14 protein-coding genes are annotated in these 16,704 nt (G+C 61.6%); 11 read left to right on the top strand and 3 right to left on the bottom strand.

Annotation, left to right across the window (positions count from 1 at the left end; all coding sequences use genetic code 11):
• Nucleotides 1–56 precede the first annotated feature (56 nt).
• Nucleotides 57–1,016 (top strand): MerR family transcriptional regulator, encoded by a 960-nt coding sequence (locus tag J3P96_RS23505; RefSeq protein WP_434653653.1) that lies wholly within the window; start codon nucleotides 57–59, stop codon nucleotides 1,014–1,016.
• Nucleotides 1,017–1,079: 63 nt separating this feature from the next.
• Here J3P96_RS23505 and J3P96_RS23500 read toward each other — a convergent pair whose 3' ends face one another.
• Together J3P96_RS23500 and J3P96_RS23495 are read right to left on the bottom strand one after the other, a co-directional pair.
• Nucleotides 1,080–1,685 (bottom strand): hypothetical protein, encoded by a 606-nt coding sequence (locus J3P96_RS23500; protein ID WP_305496748.1) that lies wholly within the window; start codon nucleotides 1,683–1,685, stop codon nucleotides 1,080–1,082.
• 52 nt (nucleotides 1,686–1,737) lie between these two features.
• Nucleotides 1,738–2,214 (bottom strand): PAS domain-containing protein, encoded by a 477-nt coding sequence (locus J3P96_RS23495; RefSeq protein WP_305501358.1) that lies wholly within the window; start codon nucleotides 2,212–2,214, stop codon nucleotides 1,738–1,740.
• A gap of 155 nt (nucleotides 2,215–2,369) precedes the next feature.
• Here J3P96_RS23495 and J3P96_RS23490 point away from each other — a divergent pair, with 155 nt between their 5' ends.
• The 7 genes from J3P96_RS23490 (at nucleotide 2,370) to J3P96_RS23460 (ending at nucleotide 12,436) form a co-directional block, all read left to right on the top strand.
• Nucleotides 2,370–2,825 (top strand): flavodoxin, encoded by a 456-nt coding sequence (locus J3P96_RS23490; RefSeq protein ID WP_434653652.1) that lies wholly within the window; start codon nucleotides 2,370–2,372, stop codon nucleotides 2,823–2,825.
• Between the two features lie 166 nt (nucleotides 2,826–2,991).
• Entirely contained in the window at nucleotides 2,992–3,774 is a 783-nt protein-coding gene (locus J3P96_RS23485; RefSeq protein ID WP_434569773.1) for a class II aldolase/adducin family protein, read from the top strand.
• A complete protein-coding gene (locus tag J3P96_RS23480; protein ID WP_434653651.1) occupies nucleotides 3,774–4,676 on the top strand; it encodes an alpha/beta fold hydrolase in 903 nt (300 codons plus the stop codon). The genes J3P96_RS23485 and J3P96_RS23480 overlap by 1 nt, the downstream gene beginning before the upstream one ends.
• A gap of 126 nt (nucleotides 4,677–4,802) precedes the next feature.
• A complete protein-coding gene (locus J3P96_RS23475) occupies nucleotides 4,803–5,714 on the top strand; it encodes an SDR family oxidoreductase (protein WP_434569771.1) in 912 nt (303 codons plus the stop codon).
• Between the two features lie 772 nt (nucleotides 5,715–6,486).
• A complete protein-coding gene (locus J3P96_RS23470; RefSeq protein WP_305496736.1) occupies nucleotides 6,487–8,280 on the top strand; it encodes a DUF1302 domain-containing protein in 1,794 nt (597 codons plus the stop codon).
• Nucleotides 8,281–8,302: 22 nt separating this feature from the next.
• Nucleotides 8,303–9,670 carry a DUF1329 domain-containing protein gene (locus J3P96_RS23465; protein WP_434653650.1) on the top strand — a complete coding sequence of 456 codons (1,368 nt, stop codon included), beginning with the start codon at nucleotides 8,303–8,305 and terminating at the stop codon, nucleotides 9,668–9,670.
• 213 nt (nucleotides 9,671–9,883) lie between these two features.
• Nucleotides 9,884–12,436, top strand: a complete 2,553-nt coding sequence (locus J3P96_RS23460; protein ID WP_434653649.1) for a LuxR C-terminal-related transcriptional regulator — start codon at nucleotides 9,884–9,886, stop codon at nucleotides 12,434–12,436.
• On the opposite strand, the gene J3P96_RS23455 is transcribed toward J3P96_RS23460, so the two are convergent.
• On the bottom strand, nucleotides 12,433–13,239 hold the full coding sequence (locus tag J3P96_RS23455; protein WP_434653648.1) for an IclR family transcriptional regulator: 807 nt from the start codon (nucleotides 13,237–13,239) through the stop codon (nucleotides 12,433–12,435). The genes J3P96_RS23460 and J3P96_RS23455 overlap by 4 nt on opposite strands.
• 161 nt (nucleotides 13,240–13,400) lie before the next feature.
• Between J3P96_RS23455 and hmgA the strand changes: the two genes are divergently transcribed.
• The 3 genes from hmgA to maiA are packed head-to-tail and all read left to right on the top strand — an operon-like array spanning nucleotide 13,401 to nucleotide 16,658.
• Nucleotides 13,401–14,705 carry a homogentisate 1,2-dioxygenase gene (hmgA, locus tag J3P96_RS23450; RefSeq protein WP_434653647.1) on the top strand — a complete coding sequence of 435 codons (1,305 nt, stop codon included), beginning with the start codon at nucleotides 13,401–13,403 and terminating at the stop codon, nucleotides 14,703–14,705.
• 3 nt (nucleotides 14,706–14,708) lie between these two features.
• Complete coding sequence (gene fahA / locus J3P96_RS23445) at nucleotides 14,709–16,013, top strand: fumarylacetoacetase (RefSeq protein ID WP_434653646.1); 1,305 nt, start codon at nucleotides 14,709–14,711, stop codon at nucleotides 16,011–16,013.
• Between the two features lie 9 nt (nucleotides 16,014–16,022).
• The gene (gene maiA, locus J3P96_RS23440; protein WP_434653645.1) at nucleotides 16,023–16,658 is read left to right on the top strand and encodes a maleylacetoacetate isomerase; all 636 of its coding nucleotides are present in this window, start codon (nucleotides 16,023–16,025) and stop codon (nucleotides 16,656–16,658) included.
• Nucleotides 16,659–16,704: the final 46 nt, after the last annotated feature.

Genomic DNA, 16,704 nt, shown 5'->3' with positions numbered 1-16,704 from the left:
GACATCCCCGGTGAGGAGTAAACTGGGATCCAATTCGAGCCGGGTAAGCCTTCGGAATGAGCGTGATCATCGAAGAGAACCTTGCGTTTCAGGCCTCCGTGGCTTTGAAAAGCGAGGACTTGTTTCCCATCCGCGAAGTGGCGCGGGTGACTGGCGTGAATCCGGTGACCTTGCGCGCGTGGGAGCGGCGCTACGGCCTCATCCAGCCCACACGCACCGAAAGCGGGCACCGCCTGTATTCATTGGGCGATATCGAAAAGGTTCGCAGCATTCTCGCCTGGATCGAACGCGGGGTAGCGGTGAGCAAGGTGGGGAAAATTCTCGCCAGGACCGAGTCGGTCCAGCCAGCCTCCAGGTTCATTTCGCCCGATCTGGTGCGCGCTGATTACGCCCAGTGGCAACAGCTCGTGGCTGAAGCAGTCGGCAACTTTGACGATGTGGAGCTGGATCGGGTCTATGGACAGATTTTTTCCAGCTATACGGCACCGGTCGTCTTCCAGGACATCCTGATGCCGCTCTGGCGAGCATTGCTCCAACGCCAGCATGAGTTCGGGCAGACCAGTGAGTGGCTGTTTTTCGACGGTTTCTTGCGCTCGCGTGTCATGCAACGACTCTTGCTGAAGCGCGAAACTTCGTCGCGCCGGGTCCTGGTCAGCGCCATAGCTGGCCAATGCCGGGAATTGGAGTTGCTGGTCACGACGCTATTCATCTCCAGGGCGGAGGTGGATGTCAGGGTCATGGCTGTCGGCCAACCCTTTGACGAATTGACCCTGATTTGCCAGAAGATCAAGCCATTGGCGCTCGTGCTGGTTTCCAATCATGCGCCGGCCGCGGAGCTGCCCAAGCGGCTGAACAGGCTGGCGATGAGCCTCGATTGCCCGGTCATGCTCGCCGGCGATGCGTCCGACCTGGCGCAGGAAAGCCTGGCGGGCTCTTCCATCGCTTGCCTGGGAAATGAAGGCATGCTGATGCGCCAACGCTTGCGTCAATTTCTGGCGGGTAACCTGGACACTTGAATGGCTTGCTAGGATTTGTACGAAAAGTCGCCGATCGTCGCGCAGGCACTTTTCGTACAAAGCCTAGAGGTGCATCGCCGGATGGGTCAGACGATGTTGCTGGAGGATGTACTGACGCAGGCGCTCGGTTTCGTCCTGGTCATGCTGATTCAGATGGTAGGCGTACAGGCCCTGATCGGTTTCCCGTTCGAACGTACCGCGAAGCGAAATTCTCTCGTAGCCTGAAGGGCTGAACCACAACGCGAACTGTTTTGGCGGTTTGGTGCGGTTGCGAATTTCCAGCAGAACGCCCTTGCAAGATACCTCGTGCACCCATAAAGGACCTGGCTGACCCTTGGCATTTTCCAGCGCAACCGGTGCCTCGAGCGTCAGGCGCCATGGGCGCACCTTTGGTCCATCCTCATAGATGCTCGGCACACCCAGGCGCAGGTGCATGGCATGGAATTCGTCTTCCACCAGATGCAACGGAAAGGTCATCTGCTGGTTTTCGAAATTGGCTTGTAACGTGACCTGCTCGTTTGCCGCCAGGCGCGTCAAAAGGTCACGGATCTGCGACCCACCGTTTACCAGCAAGCTCGACGTGACATCCCGCTCGTTCAACTGCGGGCTATGCTGCATGGTCCGGATGAAATCCAGCTCATCCTGGGTAAGAAGGGCGTCGCGCTGCATACAGTGCTCGAAAAATATGTGCGAGTTCACGGGTGATTGTAGTGACTGACCATTAATTCGCCGTTTTGTTTGCGCCGTTCGTCGCATCCAGGCGCGCAATCGTCTCCCGTGCTTCAGCCAACTCCTTTTCGAGCTGGGCGATTCGCTGTTGAGCTTTCACCTGGATTGTCACGTCCTTCTGCACACCGACGAAATAAGTGTGCCCGTCAGCCTGGTTTTTCACGGTCGACAACGACAGCTCATTCCAGAACGGCGTGCCGTCCTTGCGATAGTTGCGAAGGACCTGTCGGCATGATCCGCCTTGCTTCAAGGCCATGCGGATGTGCTCCAGGGCCGGTTGATCGCGATCGCCGGACTGCAGGAAACGGCAGTCCTGGTAGAGGATCTCGTCGCGGCTGTAGCCGGTCAGCCGTTCAAACGCCGGGTTTACATAAATCAGGATATTGTCTTCGTCGCCTTCCTTTTCGGCGATGACGATCCCGTCGTTCGAAGCGCTGATCACCAACTGCATCAAGTGAGCATTAATCATGAGGCCTCCAGCCATCGTCATCCCTGCGTGCGCTGCATTCTAGAAGAACTCTGGGTGATGTCTACTTGCCATTATCGGTTGTTGAGAATCAATCCCGGCATCACTGTTCAGCCTGCTACCATTGCGGCTCTTTATTCCGCTTCAGGATCAGATTGATGAAAGTCGCCATCCTTTCCGGCTCCGTATACGGCACTGCCGAAGAAGTCGCCCGGCATGCCGCCAAATTGCTTGATGACGCCGGTTTCCAGACATTCCACAATCCGCGGGCAACCCTGGCGGATATCCAGACGTTTGGCCCACAGGCGTTGCTGGCCATAACGTCCACTACCGGCATGGGCGAGCTGCCGGACAACCTGATGCCATTGTATTCGACGATTCGCGACCAATTGCCCGCGTCGTTTCGCGGCCTGCCCGGTGCGGTGATCGGCCTCGGGGATGCCAGCTATGGCGATACGTTCTGCGGTGGTGGCGAGCAGATGCGCGAATTGTTCGCCGAGCTGGGCGTGCATGAGGTGCTGGCCATGTTACGCCTGGATGCCAGTGAGAGTGTGACGCCGGAAAGCGATGCCGAGCCCTGGCTGGGCGAATTGATCGCTGCATTGCGCCATTGATGGAGGAGCGGCCGGCACTGATCGCGGATGTTCGCCTGATGACCCGCTAGGTCAGTAAGCTGGCTGCCAATGCAACTACCGGCCCTGGCGGAGCTGACTAGACTGGTTTTCTGTTCATGGAGGTTGGATAGGCCTCCGCCATAACAAGAAGCCAGAGGTCATAACCGTGAGCGTGACGCCCATTCAATCGACACCCGGCATCAAGGACCAGGTCAGCGCCGCGGAATGGCAAACCCGCGTCGATCTTGCCGCCTGTTACAGGCTGGTCGCGCTGCACGGCTGGGACGATCTGATCTTTACCCATATCTCCGCCAAGGTCCCCGGCACCGAAGATTTCCTGATCAACCCGTTCGGGTTGATGTTCCATGAAATCACCGCGTCGAGCCTGGTCAAGGTCGACCAGGCCGGCAACAAGCTGATGCCCAGCCCCTACGAGATAAACCCGGCGGGTTACACCATTCACAGTGCGGTGCACGAGGTGCGGCACGATGTGATGTGTGTGCTGCACACCCACACGGCCGCCGGTGTCGCGGTATCGGCGCAAAAACAGGGCGTCCTGCCGATCAGCCAGCAATCGCTCTTCGTGCTGTCGAGCCTGGCGTATCACCCTTACGAAGGAGTCGCCCTCAATCCTGAAGAGAAGGCCCGGCTGCAAGCGGACCTGGGCGACAGTAATTTCCTGATGCTTCACAACCACGGTCTGCTGACCTGTGGCGGCACCATCGCCGATACCTTCCTGATGATGTTCATTTTCCAGCGAGCCTGTGACATCCAGGTTCTGGCGCAGACCGGCGGCGCCGAGTTGATCGCCATCGAGCCCCAGGTGCTGGCCGGTGCCCGGGCGATGGTTGCCGGGGTGACCCGAAGCGCCCAAGGCATGGGGGGCGCGCTGGCCTGGCCGGCATTGCTGCGCAAACTCGATCAGCAAGATCCGGGTTATAAAAGCTGATGCCCATGGTCCAGATTCCGCTGCGTATCTGGCGCCAGCGCGGACAGACCTTCATGTTTCGGGGGCACGCTATCCGCTATTGGGTGGCGGGCCACGGCGAGCCTCTGCTGTTGATCCACGGGTTCCCTACCGCCAGTTGGGACTGGCATTACCTGTGGCAGCCGCTGGCGCAGCGTTACCGGGTGATCGCCTGCGACATGCTCGGTTTCGGTGACTCCGATAAACCCGTGGACCACACCTATAGCCTGTTGGAGCAGGCCGATCTGCAGCAAGCGTTGCTGACGCATTTGAATGTGACGCAGGGAGTTCATGTGCTGGCCCACGATTATGGCGACAGCGTGGCCCAGGAGTTGATTGCCCGGCACAGCGAGGCGCGCGCCGACGTCGCCAGTTGTGTCTTTCTCAATGGTGGACTGTTCCCCGAGACCCATCGTCCGGTGCTGATGCAGAAGTTGCTGCTCAGCCCCTTGGGGTGGCTGATAGGCCGGGCCTTCTCCAGGGACGGGCTGGTGAAGAGTTTCCAACGGATTTTCGGCACCAGGACCTGCCCGACCGAAAGCGAGATGGATGATTACTGGAGCCTGGTCGAAACCCATCACGGGCCGCGGATCATGCACAAACTCATCGCCTATATTCCCGAACGACGGGTGCAACGCGACCGTTGGGTGCAGGCGATGCAGCGCGGAGAAGTACCGTTGCGGGTCATCGACGGGGCAATCGATCCGATTTCCGGTGCGCATATGGTGGCGCGTTACCGAGCCTTGATTCCGAACGCCGACACGGTGCTGTTGCCTGACATTGGCCACTATCCACACACCGAGGCACCTGTTCAGGTACTCAAGCATTACCTGGCATTTCGCGAAATCATCGCGGCGCCGATCAGGCAAATGGCCTGTTCATGACCGATTGCCTGGCATCATCCCCTCACCTTATCGCCCACCATTCACTCTGAGCCCAGTTGATTGTGGCCTGCCGACTTGTGCCGGACACTCGTGGCAATGTCCTATCGGCCTGCTGGAGTTCTGCCCATGAGTGAGTCTGTGCGCTTCGAAGATAAAGTCGTGATCGTCACGGGAGCCGGCGGCGGCCTTGGCCGCGCTCATGCGCTGCTGTTTGCCCGGCAGGGCGCACGCGTGCTGGTGAACGATCTCGGCGGCTCAGCGCAGGGGGAGGGCGCCAACGCCTCGGCAGCGGATCGGGTGGTGGCTGAAATCCGTGCCGCCGGTGGTATTGCCGAAGCCAATCATGACTCGGTCACTGACGGCGACAAGCTTGTGCAAAACGCCCTCGACGCGTTCGGCAGGGTGGATGTGGTCGTCAATAATGCCGGTATCCTGCGCGACAAGACCTTCCATAAAATGGACGATGCCGACTGGGACCTGGTTTACCGTGTCCATGTCGAAGGTGCCTATAAAGTCACCCGCGCCGCCTGGCCGCACCTGCGCGAGCAGAACTATGGACGAGTGATCTTCACCGCCTCCACGTCCGGCATCTATGGCAACTTCGGCCAGTCCAACTACGGCATGGCCAAGCTTGGCCTGTACGGCCTCACTCGCACCCTGGCTATCGAAGGTCGCAAGAACAACATCCTCGTCAACGCCATCGCCCCCACCGGCGGCACCCGTATGACTGAAGGCCTGATCCCGCCGCAGGTATTCGAGCAGCTCAAGCCCGAGCTGGTCAGCCCGCTGGTCGTGTACCTGGCCAGCGAAGCCTGCCAGGAAACTTCCGGATTGTTCGAAGTAGGCGGCGGCTGGATGGGCAAGGTGCGCTGGGAGCGCAGCCTCGGTGCCGGCTTCGATCCGCGCGAGGGGTTTTCACCCGAGGACGTCGCCGCTCACTGGCAGCAGATTTGCGACTTTGAGAACGCAGTCCACCCGAACGACAACCTGGAAGCTTTGAAAGAGATGATGGCGAACCTGCAGCGCCACGCCATTTGAATCGCGTCCCTGGGCACGTTGTCGCCAGGCGCGGCACCGCGCTCAGGGGAAGTACTTCTGCACCAGGACCGCGAGATTCGCAGCGGTCTCCCTGTCTATCACACCGTCATGTTTCGCCGGGCGAAAATGCAGCTGGAAGGCTCGAACCAGGCGCCGATAGATACAACGCATGCCTCGCAAACATCGGGCCTGGATAACCTCTTGCGCCCGCGGCGATGTCCGAATGCCCGAGCACGTTTACCGGACCGATTTACGGGTAGCGTTTGAGAATATTCTGAATAGTGCTCGAGTTATCCAGGAAACAAGAAGCTCCCCCGCGGAAATAACCCGGAAATAAAAAAGGCCGCTGCAAAACGCAGCGGCCTGAACGTGACGTTGTAAAGGAGCTACAAATCAACGTCAGTGGACACGGGGACGATGGATTGATGCGCAATCCATCCGAATGACGGTGCGCCAGGCGCGAGGGACGCCTGGCGGCTTGCGCTTGCAGGCCCGTTGTCCCGCAAGCCTGGCCAGCATAGGGATGGGACGTTTTCGGAAACAGCCCGGATCCGGACATGCACTGTTGCAGTGCATGTAACAGTGCAGGCGCAGCGATGAAAATGCACGCCGTTGATAACCTCTCATCCAGTCCATTCATGCGCCACGCAAAGGCCCGGCCCGCAAGGCCTGTCATCCTTTGGAGGTACATCGCGAATACCCCCTTGGTGCGCTTATCGCCCATGACGTGGGGCAGTAGGGTGGAGGCTCTGTCACTCACCGGGGAAGACGCATGACAACAATAACAATGCGCGCCATCTTCAAGCCGCAGGCGCTGGCCGTTGCGGTGGCCTTGGGTTGCTGTGCCCAGGCGCAGGCCGTTTCATTCAACATTGGCGAAATCGAGGGGCAGTTCGACTCCTCGCTGTCGGTTGGCGCGAGCTGGGGCATGCGCGATGCCGACAGGGATCTGGTCGGTACCGTCAATGGCGGTACGGGCCAGTCTTCCACCGGTGACGACGGCCGATTGAATTTCAGGAAAGGCGAGACCTTCTCGAAAATCTTCAAGGGCCTCCACGACCTCGAACTCAAGTACGGCGACACCGGCGTGTTTGTCCGTGGCAAGTATTGGTACGACTTCGAGCTCAAGGACGAAAACCGCGAGTTCAAGGACATCAGCGACAGTAACCGCAAGGAGGGCGCCAAGTCGTCGGGGGCGCAGATCCTCGATGCCTTCGTCTATCACAATTATTCCATCGCCGACCTGCCGGGCACGGTACGCGCCGGCAAGCAGGTGGTCAGTTGGGGCGAAAGTACCTTCATCGGCAACTCCATCAACAGCATCAACCCGGTGGACGTGTCTGCGTTCCGTCGCCCGGGAGCGGAGATCAAGGAAGGCCTGATCCCGGTCAACATGCTGTTCGCCTCCCAGGGCTTGACCGACAAGCTTACCGTCGAAGGTTTCTACCAACTGGAGTGGGACCAGACGGTTGTGGACAACTGCGGCACCTTCTTCGGTAACGATGTGGTCGCCGATGGTTGCACCGATGGCTATACCGTAGGCAGCCCGGCGATTGCACCGTTCGTGCCGTTGACCAACGCGTTCGGCCAGGGCATCCAGGTGACCAGCGAAGGCGTGGTCATTCCCCGTGGCGGTGACCGCGATGCGCGGGACTCCGGCCAGTGGGGCACGGCGTTGCGCTGGCTCGGCGATGACACCGAGTACGGCCTGTACTTCATGAATTACCACAGCCGCACGCCGACCGTTGGTACCACTACGGCGGGGCTCTCTACGCTGGCTGCGCTGCCGGGGATGGTCGCGACTGCAAACGCCATCGCCCCTGGCAGCGGCGCCGGCTTGGCGCAAAGCGTGATGTTGGGGCGCGGTGGGTATTACCTCGAATACCCTGAAGACATCCGCCTGTACGGTGCCAGTTTCTCCACCACATTGCCGACGGGCACGGCGTGGACCGGCGAAATCAGTTACCGCCCCAATGCACCGGTACAGGTCAATACCAACGACCTGACCCTGGCCTTGGTTAACCCGATCGCCGGGGGCGCCGCGTCACCGATCGCCACTTCGCCGGGCGCGGACAACACCGGTTACCGCCGCAAGGAAGTGACCCAGGTCCAGAGCACCCTGACGCACTTCTTCGACCAGGTGCTGGGTGCCGATCGCCTGACCGTGGTCGGTGAGGCCGCGGTCGTGCATGTCGGCGGTCTCGAATCGAAGGACGAGCTGCGTTATGGACGCGATTCGGTCTACGGCCAGTACGGCTTCAACGGCGACACCGACGGTTTTGTCACCTCGACCTCCTGGGGTTATCGCGCCCGGGCGATTCTCGACTATTCCAACGTTATCGGCGGGGTGAACTTCAAGCCCAACCTGTCCTGGTCCCATGACGTGGCCGGCTATGGACCCAACGGTTTGTTCAACGAAGGCGCCAAGGCGGTCAGCGTGGGCGTCGATGCCGATTACCGCAACACGTACACCGCCAGCCTGAGCTACACCGATTTCTTCGGCGGCGATTACAACGTTCTCGAAGACCGCGACTTCCTCGCGCTGAGCTTCGGCGTGAACTTCTGATCTGGCTGACAAGGAAAACCCAATGCGCAAGATGATCCTGCAATGCGGTGCCCTGGCCCTGAGCCTGCTGGCCGCGAACGTAATGGCGGCGGTCTCGCCGGAGGAAGCGAACAAACTGGGCACCAGCCTCACCCCGCTGGGCGCGGAAAAGGCTGGCAACGCCGATGGCTCGATCCCGGCCTGGACCGGCGGTATCCCGAAGAATGCCGGTGCGGTGGACAGCAAAGGCTTCCTCGCCGACCCGTTCGCCAGTGAAAAACCGCTGTTCACCATCACCGCCGCGACCGTGGACAAGTACAAGGACAAACTCTCCGAAGGCCAGGTCGCGATGTTCAAGCGTTACCCGGAAACCTACCGGATTCCGGTCTACCCGACCCACCGCAGCGTTGGCCTGCCGCCGGAGGTCTATGAGGCGGCCAAGCGTAGCGCACTGAACGTGAACGCCATCAACGACGGCAACGGCCTGGCCAATTTCACCGGCAACCGCTACTACGCGTTCCCGATTCCCAAGACCGGCGTGGAGGTGCTGTGGAACCACATCACCCGCTACCACGGCGGCAACCTGCGGCGCGTCATCACCCAGGCCACACCGCAAACCAACGGCAGCTTCACGCCGATCCGCTTCGAAGAAGAGATCGCCGTGCCGTTCCTGATCAAGGACGCCGATCCGGAAAAAGCCAGCAACGTACTGACTTATTTCAAGCAAGAGGTGACGGCCCCGGCGCGCCTGGCCGGTAACGTGTTGCTGGTGCATGAAACGCTCGACCAGGTGACGGAGCCGCGTCTGGCATGGATCTACAACGCCGGCCAGCGTCGCGTGCGTCGTGCCCCACAAGTGGCCTATGACGGCCCGGGCACCGCTGCCGACGGCTTGCGTACTTCCGACAACTTCGACTTGTTTTCCGGCGCCCCGGATCGCTACGACTGGAAGCTGGTGGGCAAGAAGGAAATGTACATCCCGTACAACAGCTACAAACTCGACTCACCGAGCCTCAAATACGATGACGTGATCAAGGCCGGGCACATCAACCAGGACCTGACGCGTTACGAGTTGCACCGGGTCTGGGAAGTAGTGGGTACGGTCAAGCCCAGCGAGCGGCACATCTACGCCAAGCGCCACATGTATATCGATGAGGACAGCTGGCAAGCGGCACTGGTGGACCACTATGACGGGCGCGGCCAGTTGTGGCGCGTGGCCGAAGGGCATGCCCAGTTCTATTACGACCATCAGAACCCGGGCTACACACTCGAAGCGCTCTACGACATCATCGCTGGCCGCTACATTGCCCTGGGGATGAAAAACGAAGAGAAGCACGCCTACGTCTACGGGTTCGAGGCTCGGGCAGCCGACTACACGCCGGCAGCGTTGCGGTCGAGCGGGGTTCGCTAGATCGTCTTGGCAAAATACCCGTGGCGAGGGAGCTTGCTCCCGCTGGGCCGCGAAGCGGCCCCAAAGCCCTCCAGACCCTGAGCAAAACCAATGACCGACAGCTGAGCTGCCGGTCATTTTTTTATGAGCCGCAATCAGCGCGCTGAATATTTCTCCTAAGGTGCTCGACACAGGTCTAGGGTGATGGAACAACAATAAAAGGGACCTTGCACAATGACCGCCATGACCCCGTGTCCGGACCGTCCCGGGCTGCTGCCGCGCCTGTCTTCGACGCATGTGCCACGCCGGTCCTTGAGCGAGTCGTTGCTGGCTTCCGAGGCGCGGGTAAAGCTGCTTTACGCACCGGCGGGCAGCGGCAAGAGCGCGTTGTTCGCTGAATGTTTCCTGCAAGCACCCCCGGGCTGCCGGCTGCATTGGCTGCCGCTGGGGGGCGCGGCGATGGATGTCGCGCAATTCTGTGAATGCCTGGCCCAGGCCCTCGGATTGCCGGTGGTCGATGAGGCGAGCCTGTTGGCTCACCTGGCACGGTTGCAAACCCCGACATGGTTGTTCTTGGATGATTATTGCCGGGTGCCCAATCCGGCACTCGACCAATTGCTCGACCGCTTGCTGAACACCAGCAGTCCGGCGCTGCATCTGTGGCTCAATGGCCGTCGCCGCCCGCATTGCAACTGGCCGCGCTTGTTGCTGGACGACGAGCTGCACGAGTTCGACGCGCAAGCCCTGGTTTTTACCGCCGAGGATGTTCAGCAATTGCTCGGGCATTTGCCCGGCCCACTGGCAGCACGCACCGCCCGCGAGGTGGTTCAGCGCAGTGGTGGCTGGTGTGCCGGGGTGCGCTTTGCCTTGCTCGAACGTTGCGAGTGGGCGCGAAGCAACGCTTCGTCGGGGCGTGCCGGAACTTTGCCCGACTACCTCGAATATGAATTGTTTGGCGCCTTGTCCCCGGAGCTGGCGCAGGCCTGGCGCGTGCTGGCGCATTTGCCGCGCTTCAATGCCCGGCTTTGCGAACATCTGTTCGGCGATACGGTGGGGGCCGAATGCCTTCCCTTGCTGCTGGACCTGGGATGCTTCATCGAACCGTGGGCGCAGTCTTCGGAATGGATGCAGATTTTCCCTCCGCTGGCCCGCCTCGTGCGTGACGAGCCCTGGCCCCAGGCGCGCTCCTGGCACCGGCGGGCCTGCCAATGGTTCGCCGCCGAGCAGGATTGGCCGATGGCATTCGAACAGGCCATGCAAGCGGGGGAGTTCGAGACCGCCGTGAGTGTCCTCCAGCATCTGAATTTCGAGCATGTCTTGCAGGGCAACAACGTCCAGCTGTTGTTGAGCCTGCATGACCAGCAGGACGAGGCATTGTCCCTCGGTACGCCGCAATCGGTGGGGCTGGTTACCGCAGCCTTGCTGTGCGCCGGACGTTTCGCCGAGGCCGAGCGGTGCATCGAGCAATTGGGCAGGTTCGCGCCACAGCCGCTGGCCTGCCGGCAGCGAGAACTGATTGCCCGCTGGCAGGTCTTGCGTGGCTGGCTGCTACATCTGGACGGCGAGGGCGAACCGGCGCGTGAGCATTTCCTTCAGGCCGAAGCCGGCCTCGAACCGCACGCCTGGGCCCTCAAGGTGCTGTGCCTGATCGGCCAGACGCAGCAGGCACTGCTCAAAGGTGAGCTGGCGTCCGCGCAATGGATCAACCGTCAGGCGCTGTGCCTGGCCCGGGCTCATGGCTCGCTGGTGTTCGAAGGATTGCTGGAACTGGATCACGCCCAAGTGCTTGAGCAACGCGGCGCGCCCCATCGGGCGGATCATTTGTTGAGCGCCGTCCAGGTGCTGCTCGACAGGCCAGGCCAGGATTTTTCCGCGCTGCTGGGACGTATCGCCCTGCGACGTGGGCGCCTGGCGTTACGCATGGGATCTGACGAGCAGGCTGCCGAACACTTTCAAGCCGGCCTGGAGGCGGGCCTGCGCAGCCAGGACAAACAAGTGCTCTACGGCTTTCTCGGCAAGGCTTGCCTGGCGGCCAACCGGGGTGACTATGGCGAAGCCTTCATGCAGCTGCGCGACGCCGAGCGGATCATGCAGCAGCGACACATCCCCGACACGGTCTATCGCGGCGTGCTGCTGCAAACCAGCTGTCAATTCTGGTTGCAGCAGGGGCGCCCGGAACTTGCCCATGAGGTCTTGACCCGGGTCTTGCGGCATTTCCACGGGCCGCAGGCCAAGCAGGCGCCGCCAGCGACCCTGGAACTGATTCCGCGCCTCGAGTATCTGCTGGTGCTGGCCGAGGTCTACCTGCATCGGGCGCATGAGCCGCAGGCTCGCCTGCAAGCGATGATCGCCCAGGCACGACAGCGCGAAATGCACGCATTGGAAACTGAGTTGCAGTTGGCGCTGGCCGAGGTCGTCTGGTTGTCCGTCGATCGCACTTCTCTTGGATTGATCGCGCCGGAGGCGCTCAAGCAAGTGGCCTGTTGGCGGGCGCAGCAAGCCTTGGGTGAGCTGCGTATGCGCCAGCCTGAACTGGTGCACTGGATGCAATCTCAGGAGCGGATCGAGCTGCCGGGACGCGCGGCGGAAGAAACGCTGCTCAGCCAGCGCGAACTGGAAGTACTGGAGCTCATTGCCCAGGGCCATTCAAACCAGCAGATCGCCGAGCGCCTGTTCATCTCGCTGCATACGGTGAAAACCCATGCGCGGCGGATCCATAGCAAGCTGGGCGTACAGCGGCGGACACAAGCGGTCGCAAAAGCGAAAAACATGGGCGTGATGAGTTAGCCAATATCTTGCTGGGCTGATGACCCTGAGTCATACCCCATTCGCCGGCTCACGGCCCGGGTCGCGGTCAACAGGCGCTGCGCCGCCGGGCCGTTTTCGTCGGCGTGGAACAGCGATGTCGGACCCACAATGGTCATGACTGCCGCCACCTGGCCCATGGCGTTGAATACCGGCGCGGACAAGGCATCAATGCCGGGCATCAACAAGCCATGCACATGGTGCAGGCCGCGACTGCGGATCTGCCCCTGCAAGGCGGCATAGACATTGTCATCGGCCAACGCGTGGTCGGTGGCGTCGCGCACCTCCTGTTCGCGCAGCTCGATGGTCTCGCGCTCCGGCAGGTAGGCACTGAAAACCAATCCCGTGGATGAGCTGAGCAACGGCAGGACCGAGCCCAGTTGCGTCACCACGGTCACGGCCCGCACGGCGGGTTCGATCCTCACCACGGTCGCGCCGTGATTGCCCCACACCGCGAGAAAACAGGTTTCGTTCAAGTCGTCGCGCAGTTCGGCCAAGGGCAGGGCGGCCACTTGCAGCACATCCATGCCGTTGAGCGCCGCCAGCCCTACGCGTAAGGCTTCGCGGCCCAAACCGTAGTGGTTGGTTGCGCTGTTCTGTTCGGCGAAGCCACTCGCGATCAGGGCTTGCAGGTAACGATGAACCTTGCTGGCCGGCATCTGCACATGTTCGGCCAGGCGTGACAGCGAGGTGGAAGGGGACAACTCGGCCAAGGCCTTGAGGATGTCGGTGCCGACCTCAGCGGAGCGGACTTTCTGTTTACCGTTGCTGGGCGGGTTTTCCATGGAGGTTCTGGTCCGGAAGCGAATGGGCGTCTTTATAGCTTGACGGTGGTCGTCGAGCAAATTACGTTATGCGTAATCGAATTACGATAAAAATAACCCGGTGCGCCCAGGCTGTTCCACAGAGCGACGGGACGCATCCAGTCCTGTATTCAGGAGGCTCCATGAACCTCGATTCCACGGCGTCGGACCTGGCTTACCAGTCTGGCTTCGGTAACGAATTCGCCAGCGAGGCGCTGCCCGGCGCACTGCCCGTTGGCCAGAACTCTCCGCAGAAAGCCCCGTACGGCCTGTACGCCGAACTGTTTTCCGGCACCGCCTTCACCATGGCCCGCAGCGAAGCGCGGCGAACCTGGATGTACCGCATCCGTCCTTCGGCCAACCATCCGGCCTTCGCCAGGTTGGAACGGCAATTGGCCGCAGGCCCGCTGGGCGAGGTGACACCCAATCGCCTGCGCTGGAGCCCGTTGCAGATCCCTGCGGAGCCCACCGATCTGATCGACGGCCTGGTGCGCATGGCGGCCAATGCCGGTGCGGACAAACCCGCCGGTATCAGCATCTATCATTACTGCGCCACCCGCTCCATGGAGCGCGTGTTCTTCAATGCCGATGGTGAGTGGCTGATCGTGCCGCAATTGGGACGGCTGCGCATCGCCACTGAGCTGGGTGTGCTGGAAGTGGCTCCGCTGGAAATCGCCGTGCTGCCTCGGGGGCTGAAATTTCGCATCGAACTGCTCGACGCGCAAGCCCGCGGCTACATCGCCGAGAACCACGGGGCGCCGTTGCGCCTGCCAGACCTCGGGCCGATCGGCAGCAATGGCCTGGCCAATCCAAGGGATTTCCTGGCCCCCGTCGCCCATTACGAAAACCTCGTGCAACCGACCACGCTGGTACAGAAGTTCCTCGGTGAACTGTGGGCCTGCGAGCTGGACCATTCGCCGTTCGACGTGGTGGCCTGGCACGGCAACAACGTGCCGTACAAATACGATCTGCGACGATTCAACACGATCGGTACGGTCAGCTTCGACCACCCCGATCCGTCGATTTTCACCGTGTTGACGTCGCCGACCAGTGTCCATGGCCTGGCGAATCTCGATTTCGTGATTTTCCCGCCGCGCTGGATGGTGGCGGAAAATACCTTCCGTCCGCCGTGGTTCCATCGCAACCTGATGAATGAATTCATGGGCCTGATCCAGGGCGCCTACGATGCCAAGGCCGAGGGCTTCCTGCCGGGCGGCGCGTCGCTGCACAGTTGCATGAGCGCCCACGGCCCGGATGGCGAGACCTGCACCAAGGCGATCAATGCCGAGCTCAAGCCAACAAAAATCGACAACACCATGGCCTTCATGTTCGAGACCAGCCAAGTGCTGCGTCCCAGCCGTTTCGCCCTGGACTGCGCACAATTGCAAACTGACTACGACGCCTGCTGGGCCTCGCTGCCGGTCACTTTCGACCCGACCCGGAGATAACCCATGACCCAAGTTTCCCCTACCCTCAGCTGGGTTGTTTGCGCTAATGGTCATCCCGACTTCCCGCTGCAGAACCTGCCGCTGGGCATCTTCAGTGTCGCTGGCGAAGCTCCCCGTAGCGGCGTGGCGATTGGTGAGCGGATCTTCGACCTGCAGGCCGCGTTGCAGGCGGGCCTGTTTGACGGCAAGGCGGCTGAAGCCGTCGAGGCCATGCAGGGCGGCCAGTTGAACGCCTTCTTCGACCTGGGGCGCGAGGCCCGGGTTGCCCTGCGCGAAAGATTGCTCGAACTGTTGCGCGAGGACAGCCCCCAGCGGGACGCGATCCAGGCCCAGGGCGCGCGGTTGCTGCCGCTGGCGGCGGACTGCCAGATGCACCTGCCGGCGAAAATCAATGACTACACCGATTTCTACGTAGGCATCGAGCACGCGCAGAATGTCGGCAAGCTGTTTCGGCCGGACAATCCGCTGCTCCCCAACTACAAGTACGTTCCCATCGGTTATCACGGTCGCGCTTCGACGGTTCGCCCCTCCGGTACCGATGTGCGCCGTCCGCAAGGCCAGACGCTGCCGCCCGGCCAGGCCGAGCCGATCTTCGGCCCGTGCGCGCGGCTGGACTATGAACTGGAGCTGGGTATCTGGATCGGCAAGGGCAACGCCTTGGGCGAGCCCATTGCCATCGGCGATGCGGCCGAGCACATCGGCGGTTTCTGCTTGCTCAACGATTGGTCGGCCCGGGATATCCAGGCCTGGGAGTACCAGCCGCTGGGGCCTTTCCTGTCGAAAAGTTTCCTCACCAGCGTATCGCCGTGGGTGGTGACGGCCGAGGCTCTTGAGCCGTTCCGTCGCCCGCAGCCGGCACGCCCGGAAGGCGACCCCCAGCCGCTGCCGTATCTGCTGGACAAGCGTGACCAGGCTGGCGGAGCCTTTGATATCGAACTGGAAGTCCTGCTGCTGACCGAATCCATGCGCGAGCAGGGCCTGGCGCCTCATCGCCTGACCTTGAGCAACACCCGGCACATGTATTGGACCGTGGCGCAGATGGTCGCGCACCACAGCGTCAACGGTTGCCAATTACAGGCCGGCGACCTGTTTGGCTCGGGCACATTGTCAGGACCTGAAAATGGTCAGTTCGGCAGCCTGCTGGAGATCACCGAGGGCGGTAAAAAGCCGATCGAACTGGCGTCCGGCGAAATCCGCAAATTTCTCGAAGACGGTGACGAAATCATCCTGCGCGCCCGTTGCGGCCGCGAAGGTGCCGCCTCCATCGGTTTCGGCGAATGCCGCGGCAAAGTCTTGCCGGCGCATTGAGGGGGCGGCATGGAGCTTTACACCTACTACCGTTCCACGTCGTCTTACCGGGTGCGCATCGCGCTGGCGCTCAAGGGCCTGGATTACCGGGCCCTGCCGGTCAGCCTGATCGCGCCGCCCGGGGGCGAACATCGCCAGCCGGCCTACCTGGGGATCAATCCCCAGGGGCGGGTACCCGCGCTGCGTACCGATGAGGGCGCTTTGCTGGTCCAGTCTCCGGCGATCATCGAGTACCTGGAAGAACGTTATCCACAGGTGCCGTTGCTCAGCCGTGACCCCGTGCTTCGCGCACATGAGCGTGGCGTGGCCGCACTGATCGGCTGCGACATCCATCCACTGCACAATGTCAGCGTGCTCAACAAACTCAGGCAGTGGGGCCACGACGAAGCGCAGGTGACGGAGTGGATCGGGCACTGGATCAGCCAAGGGCTGGCAGCGGTGGAGCAGCTGATTGGCGAAGACGGCTATTGTTTCGGCGCGGCGCCAGGCCTGGCGGACGTTTACCTGATCCCGCAGCTGTATGCGGCCGAGCGCTTCAATGTGTCGTTGCAGGGGTATCCACGAATCCGCCGGGTGGCGGCGTTGGCGGCAGCCCATGCGGCGTTCCAGCAAGCGCATCCGGCGAGTCAGCCTGATACTCCCTGAGTCGCTCCTGTGGGAGCGAGCCTGCTCGCGAAGGCGGTGGGCCAGA

The sequence above is a fragment of the Pseudomonas sp. R3-56 genome, from assembly GCF_051132075.1.
Classification (GTDB): Bacteria; Pseudomonadota; Gammaproteobacteria; order Pseudomonadales; family Pseudomonadaceae; genus Aquipseudomonas.
This window is presented reverse-complemented; position numbering and strand designations above follow the sequence as displayed.